Annotated in this window: 5 protein-coding genes, 1 other RNA gene and 1 pseudogene; all 7 read left to right on the forward strand. The window is 59.5% G+C overall.

What is annotated here, in order from left to right; genetic code table 11:
• Positions 1–1,113 (forward strand): enoyl-CoA hydratase/isomerase family protein, encoded by a 1,113-nt coding sequence (locus CF137_RS20050; RefSeq protein ID WP_139721224.1) that lies wholly within the window; start codon positions 1–3, stop codon positions 1,111–1,113.
• A 51-nt stretch (positions 1,114–1,164) separates the two neighbouring features.
• Entirely contained in the window at positions 1,165–2,085 is a 921-nt protein-coding gene (mmsB, locus tag CF137_RS20055) for a 3-hydroxyisobutyrate dehydrogenase (RefSeq protein WP_139721226.1), read from the forward strand.
• 52 nt (positions 2,086–2,137) lie between these two features.
• Positions 2,138–2,917, forward strand: a complete 780-nt coding sequence (locus CF137_RS20060) for an SDR family NAD(P)-dependent oxidoreductase (RefSeq protein ID WP_139721228.1) — start codon at positions 2,138–2,140, stop codon at positions 2,915–2,917.
• A 357-nt stretch (positions 2,918–3,274) separates the two neighbouring features.
• Positions 3,275–4,711, forward strand: coding sequence for an arginine-ornithine antiporter (gene arcD, locus CF137_RS20065; protein ID WP_139721230.1), 1,437 nt, complete (start codon positions 3,275–3,277; stop codon positions 4,709–4,711).
• Positions 4,712–4,813: 102 nt separating this feature from the next.
• The gene (locus CF137_RS20070; protein WP_139721232.1) at positions 4,814–5,602 is read left to right on the forward strand and encodes a sulfite exporter TauE/SafE family protein; all 789 of its coding nucleotides are present in this window, start codon (positions 4,814–4,816) and stop codon (positions 5,600–5,602) included.
• A gap of 102 nt (positions 5,603–5,704) precedes the next feature.
• An RNA gene (ffs, locus tag CF137_RS20075) (signal recognition particle sRNA small type) lies at positions 5,705–5,801 on the forward strand.
• Positions 5,802–6,263: 462 nt separating this feature from the next.
• Positions 6,264–6,383, forward strand: a pseudogene (locus CF137_RS20085) (IS5/IS1182 family transposase); the annotation flags it as partial.

The raw sequence follows: 6,383 nt of genomic DNA on the forward strand, positions 1-6,383 counted from the left end.
ATGAGTGAACCGGTCAAGGTTAGCTGCCATCCCACCGAAGATGGCCATCAGATCGGGGTGTTGACCCTCGACAGCCCTGCGTCTCTCAACGCATTGAGTCTGCCGATGATCCAGATCCTGCAACAGACGCTGACCCGTTGGGAGCAGGATCCCGCCATCATCTGTGTGCTGCTGCAGGGGGCGGGTGAGAAGGCGTTCTGTGCCGGTGGCGATATCCGCTCCTTCTATTACCGCAAGCAGGAGGCGAGCGAGGCTGAACTGTTTGGCTATGCCCGCGATTTTTTCGAGCAGGAGTACCGGCTTGACCACCACATCCACTCGTACCGCAAGCCCCTGATCTGCGTGGCGGACGGTATCTGCATGGGGGGCGGCATTGGCCTGTTTGCCGGCGCCGATTTTCGGGTGGTGACCGAGAAGAGCCTGTTTGCCATGCCGGAGGTGACCATCGGCCTCTACCCCGACGTGGGGGCGAGCTGGTTTTTAAGCCGGATGCCGGGGCGACTCGGGCTCTGGCTCGGTCTGACTGGCGCCCGCTTCAATGGTGCCGATGCCCTTGGAGTGGGGTTGGCGGATCATGCCATCGCCAGTGGCGAGCGCAGTGCGCTGCTGGCACGGCTCGCCGTGCTCGATTGGGCAGCCGGTGGTGATCCCCGTGAGCAGATCGATCTGCTGCTGAGGGGTTTGCACCGTGAGGTGGCGGCCCGCTTGCCTGCGCCAGTGCTGTTGCCCCATCAACAGAGGATCGATGCCCTGCTGGCGGGGCGCACGCTGCAAGGGGTATTGGATCGGCTGTTCAGCGCCGATTTTGATGAACAGGAGGCGGTGCTCCAGCAGGCGCAGCAGATCTGCCGCACCGGCAGCCCCATCAGCCGCGCCATTTTGTGGCGCCAGTATTGGCTGGCTCGCCGCCACTCCCTGGCTGAGGTATTTGCCGATGAGCTGACCCTCTCGGTCAACTGCGTGCTCAAGGGGGATTTTGTGGAAGGGGTGCGGGCCCTGCTGATCGACAAGGATAAAGATCCCCGCTGGCAGCAGTTACCTCCCGAGGGGGAGTGGCTGGACGAGTTTTATCGCTGGCCGCAGGGACTCAATCCACTGGCCTGCAAGGGATAGCACCTTGGCAACCGGCGGATGCCGCCATCAGCAACGCAAGGAGCAAGCGCGATGACAAGGATAGGATTTATCGGGCTCGGCAACATGGGGGGCCCCATGGCGGCCAATCTGGCCAAGGCCGGGCACAGGGTGCAGGTGTTTGATCTGGTTGCGCAAAGCGTTGAGCACGCCATCGCGGGAGGCTGCATTGCCGCGGGGAATGCTCGCGAGGCGGTGACCGGCTGCGAGGTGGTGATCAGCATGCTGCCTGCGGGGGAGCATGTGCGCGCCCTCTGGCTGGGCGAGAGCGCCGGTGAGCGAGGCGGGCAGGATCTGCTGGCGGCATTGCCTGAAGGCGTGCTGGTGATTGATTGCTCCACCATCGATGTCGACTCTGCCCGTCAGGTCGGGGCGGCGGCCAGCGCGCGCGGTTTGCGCTTTATCGATGCCCCCGTTTCCGGTGGCGTTAGCGGGGCGGCCGCCGGGACGCTCACCTTTATCGTCGGCGGCGATGGGGCGGATTTTGAGGCGGCAAAACCTCTGCTCACCTGCATGGGGCAGAACCTGTTTCATGCCGGGGCGCTGGGAGCCGGGCAGATCGCCAAGATGTGTAACAACATGCTGCTCGCGATCCACATGACGGGCACGGCTGAGGCGCTGGCGCTCGGGGTGAAGGAGGGGCTGGATCCGGCCGTGCTCTCCACCATCATGGGCAAGAGCTCCGGCAACAACTGGAGTCTGGAGCGCTACAACCCCTGGCCCGGGGTGATGGAGAATGTGCCTGCCGCCCGCAATTATCAGGGGGGCTTTATGACCCGCTTGATGGTGAAAGATTTGGGATTGGCCATGGTGCTCGCCGAGCATGGCCACAGCGCGGTGCCCATGGGAGCCTTGGCGCGCAACTTGTTCAACCTGCATGCCGCTCAGGGGCAGGGGAGTCGGGATTTCTCCAGCATCGTCGAACTCTATCTGGATAAACAGGATCCCGCCTGACGGGCCACCTCTTTTCGAGGCATCTCCCATCTGCCAGCTACAAGGAGCATTGATGGATATCAAAGATAAGGTCATCGTGATTACCGGCGCCGGACGTGGCTTGGGACGGGCCATTGCGCTAGCCCTTGGTGCACAGGGGGCGACGCTGGCGCTGCTCGACATCAATCGCGCCGATCTGGAGGCGACCGCCGCCATGGTGCGCAGTCAGAATGATCAGTGCGATCAAGATAGCCAGTGCGGGCTGTTTGTCTGCAATGTGGCCAGCGAAGCCGAGGTGGAAGCCGCGTTTGCCGCCATCAAGGGGCGCTTTGGTGTGCTGCACGGCCTCATCAACTGCGCCGGTATTTTGCGCGATGGCATGCTGATCAAGGTGAAAGAGGGGGAGCTGGTGGAGAAGATGACGCTGGCCCAGTGGCAGAGCGTGATTGACGTCAACCTCACCGGTACCTTCCTCTGCGGTCGCGAAGGGGCGGCGTTGATGGCGCAAGGGGGGCAGGGTGGCGTTATCATTAACATCTCCTCCATTGCCCGCGCTGGCAATATTGGCCAGAGCAACTATGCCGCCAGCAAGGCGGGGGTTGCCTCGCTGGTGGTGACCTGGGCGCGGGAGCTGGCTCGCCACGGTATTCGGGTGATGGGGATCGCCCCCGGGGTGTTTGCCACCGAGATGACGGCGGCGATGAAGCCGGAAGCGATGGCGCGGATGCAGCAGGCCATTCCGGTCGGTACCCTTGGCGAGGCGCAGCAGTTGGCCGATACGGTGAGCTTTATTGTTGCCAACGATTATCTGTCGGGGCGGATGATAGAACTGGATGGCGGTTTGCGTTTATAGCGCTTTACACAATGGGCCCCGGTGTTTCCACCGGGGCTTTTTTATGCAGATTATTTATACAACAGAGAGCTGCATGAGGATGCATGGGGTTCATCCGAGTTAGTCCCGCACAGCAGAAACTGCTAAATATCAAGAAGTCTTGGTTAATTTGAGCCAGCTCACAGGCCATCTGGATCAGTGCTGTAGAATTGCGCGCGGTCAAGGCTGTGCATGATTGACGGGTCGAGGGATTGCGGTCGGAATAGTCATGCAATATAGTTGCCGCCTTTTTCACGGGGTCTGGATTTCTACCCCCGCCCATATTGCGCGCAGTATGAATACGGATGCTCTGCCGCCGCCTAAGTAGACAGGATTGAGATGGATAAGAAACTAGGGCTTGGCGCCCTCATTTCGCTGGTGGTCGGCTCCATGGTCGGCGCCGGGGTCTTCAGTCTGCCACAAAACATTGCTGCTCATGCCAGTGCCGGGGCGGTTGCCCTGGGTTGGGCTATCACCGGTCTTGGCATGATCTGTCTCGCGCTGGTTTATCAGAACCTCTCCATGCGTCGTCCTGATCTCGATGGCGGCATCTTCAGCTATGCCAAAGCCGGTTTCGGCGATTTCATCGGCTTCAACGCGGCCTGGGGTTACTGGCTCTGCCAACTGCTGGCCAACGTCTCCTACGCCATCGTGGTGTTCAGCGCGCTGAGCTACTTCTTTGATACACCGGATAACGTCATCTTTGGTGATGGCAATACCCCGGTCGCCATCACCCTTGCCTCGATCCTGATCTGGTCGGTGCATGCGCTGGTGCTGCGCGGGATCCAGGTTGCGGCGCTGGTGAATATTGTCACCACCATCGCCAAGATGGTGCCGCTCATCGTCTTTTGTGTCGCTGTGCTGCTGGCGTTCAATATGGACACCTTCACCCTGGATATCTGGGGCCAGAACAACATGGAGCTGGGCTCCGTGATGGATCAGGTCAAGTCCACCATGAAGGTGACACTCTGGGTCTTTATCGGGATTGAGGGGGCTGTCGTGGTCTCTGCCCGTGCCCGTCATCGCAAGGATGTAGGCCGTGCCACCGTGCTGGCGCTGCTTGGCGCGCTGGCGCTCTACGTGATGGTCACCCTGTTCTCGCTGGGGGTCATGAGCCAGCCCCAGCTGGCCGCCCTCAAAAACCCCTCTACCGCCATGATCCTTGAAGCCGTGGTTGGCCCCTGGGGCGCCTGGCTTATCAACATCGGTCTGGTCATTTCGGTGATGGGCGCCTTGCTGAGCTGGACCGTGCTGGCGGCGGAAGTGCCCTACATCGCAGGTAAAACCGGGGTATTCCCGGGCTGGTTTGCCAAGGAGAACAAGAACGGCTCACCTCAGGTGTCGCTCTGGTGCTCGACCTGTCTGGTGCAAGTGTTCCTCATCATCATCTACTTCCAGAGCAGTACCTATCTGGCATTGGTCAATATCGCCACCTCGGCGGCGCTGGTGCCGTATGTCTTCTCTGGCGCTTATGGTCTGAAGCTGGCCCTGAAAGGGGAGACCTATCAGGGTCAGCCCCATCAGCGCAAACGGGATCTCATGCTGGCGCTGGTGGCGACCGTTTACGGCTGCTGGCTGGTTTATGCTGCCGGGGTCGAGTATCTGCTGCTGGTGGCGTTGCTCTATAGCCCGGGCATCTTCATCTACTGGAAGGCGCGTCAGCACCATGGTCTGCGCGGCCTTAACCGGCTGGAGCAGGGGATGACGGCGGCCCTGCTCGGTTGCGCCGTGCTGGCCTTCTACAAGGTGATGGACGGTACCATCCCCTTGAACTGACAGGCACCCAAAGAGATGGCCCAAGGGCCATCTCTTTTTTCATGGGGATCTTTTTTGTAGCCGGGCCGTTGTGGCCATTTTTCGTTGATGACAGGAATTTTTATGCTGTTTATGGGATACCTCCTGCTGGGGGCTTTTGCGGGAATGCTGGCAGGGCTGTTTGGCATTGGCGGCGGGCTGATCATAGTGCCGGTGCTGGTCATGACCTTTCGCGTCCAGGGGGTAGACCCTGACATCATCACCCATCTGGCCCTTGGTACCTCGCTGCCGACCATGATCTTCACCGGTTTCAGCTCGCTGCGGGCCCATCGGGAGGCCGGCGCCGTCGACTGGGTGATGATCTGCCGACTCGGGGTTGGCATGTTGATCGGGGGCTGGCTGGGTGGCATGACCGCCAATTTGCTCAGTGTCAGCACCCTCAACATCATCATCGGCTGTTTTGCCTGGAGCATGGCACTGCAGATGGGGCTTAACCTCAAGCCCAAAGCGGAGCGCCATATGCCGGGGCCGCTGGGCACAGGTATCGCTGGCACCATTATCGGCTGGATGTCGGCACTGTTTGGCATAGGTGGCGGCTCACTGACCGTACCGTACCTCACCTGGAACAGTGTGCCGATGCGCAATGCGGTGGCCGCGTCCGCTGCGTGCAGCATGCCCATCGCGCTGGCGGGCAGTCTCAGCTACCTCTATGCCGGTTGGGGTCATGCCGACCTGCCCGAGTGGAGTGTTGGTTACATCTACCTGCCAGCCCTGTTGGGGATTGTGCTGACCAGTACCCAATTCGCCCGCATTGGCGCCAAACTGGCACATCGCCTGTCACCCAAGCGACTCAAGCAGGCGTTTGCCCTGTTGATGCTGCTGGTGGGGGCCAAGTTCATGCTGTTTAGCTGATTCATTCGGCAGATTGTTGAAAAATAAGGCAAACGAACTATTGGAAGGCAGAAAGCCGTTGCATTGAGAGCCCAGTTTGCCTATTCTCCTCGCCGGTGGTCCTATTGGTCCTCTCGCATTGATAACCCGTCGACCTGGTCAGGACCGGAAGGTAGCAGCCAAGGTGGGGGACTCGAGTGCCGGGATGTGGCTGGTAGGGCCACCACTTGTTTCTGCAATTCAATAAGTTACCTTCCTAAAGCCCTTGGTCATCCACTTTGTGTGGACGACAAGGAGCTCATCGATACATCTCTGGCTCAGTCCCCACGGCATCTGGTATTACCGGAAAGTCACCACGCTCCCATGTGGTCGTCGTAAAGAGATCAAAAAATCCCTGCATACCCGAGACAAGCTTGACTGTCAGCAAGCAGAGCATGGCTGGATTCATTTGTCTTCAATGTCTTGGAAACACTGTCTGTATGTCACATTTCTTCTCACCCGAAGTAGATACCCGGCTTTTCTCCTTGATAGGTTAACCAGCTCGACATGTTGTTAGCCTTGGACTGCCTGCCAACCTATGGTGTCGAGCATTATGGCGTTGTTGCCCAAATCGATGCAGCTTGAATGGAACTAACTGAGGGCGCGGTGATCTGATCACCACCACCCTCTTCAAGTCTGCATCATGGGCACGTCGCTTCACTCCATCACCAACTGGCCTCAATACAACAAGTCTTTGATTAACCGTGGTTCACTCACCTTCTGGGTTGATGCCGAGGCCATGAACAACTGGTTTCACCACAAC

This window comes from Aeromonas sobria (assembly GCF_006243315.1).
GTDB classification, from domain to species: Bacteria; Pseudomonadota; Gammaproteobacteria; order Enterobacterales; family Aeromonadaceae; genus Aeromonas; species Aeromonas sobria_A.

What these genes read in the sequence shown, in the direction of transcription:
- CF137_RS20060 (WP_139721228.1), top strand. Translation starts at nt 2,138, where the DNA reads ATGGATATCAAAGATAAGGTCATCGTGATTACCGGCGCCGGACGTGGC.
- mmsB (WP_139721226.1), top strand. Translation starts at nt 1,165, where the DNA reads ATGACAAGGATAGGATTTATCGGGCTCGGCAACATGGGGGGCCCCATG.
- CF137_RS20070 (WP_139721232.1), top strand. Translation starts at nt 4,814, where the DNA reads ATGCTGTTTATGGGATACCTCCTGCTGGGGGCTTTTGCGGGAATGCTG.
- CF137_RS20050 (WP_139721224.1), top strand. Translation starts at nt 1, where the DNA reads ATGAGTGAACCGGTCAAGGTTAGCTGCCATCCCACCGAAGATGGCCAT.
- arcD (WP_139721230.1), top strand. Translation starts at nt 3,275, where the DNA reads ATGGATAAGAAACTAGGGCTTGGCGCCCTCATTTCGCTGGTGGTCGGC.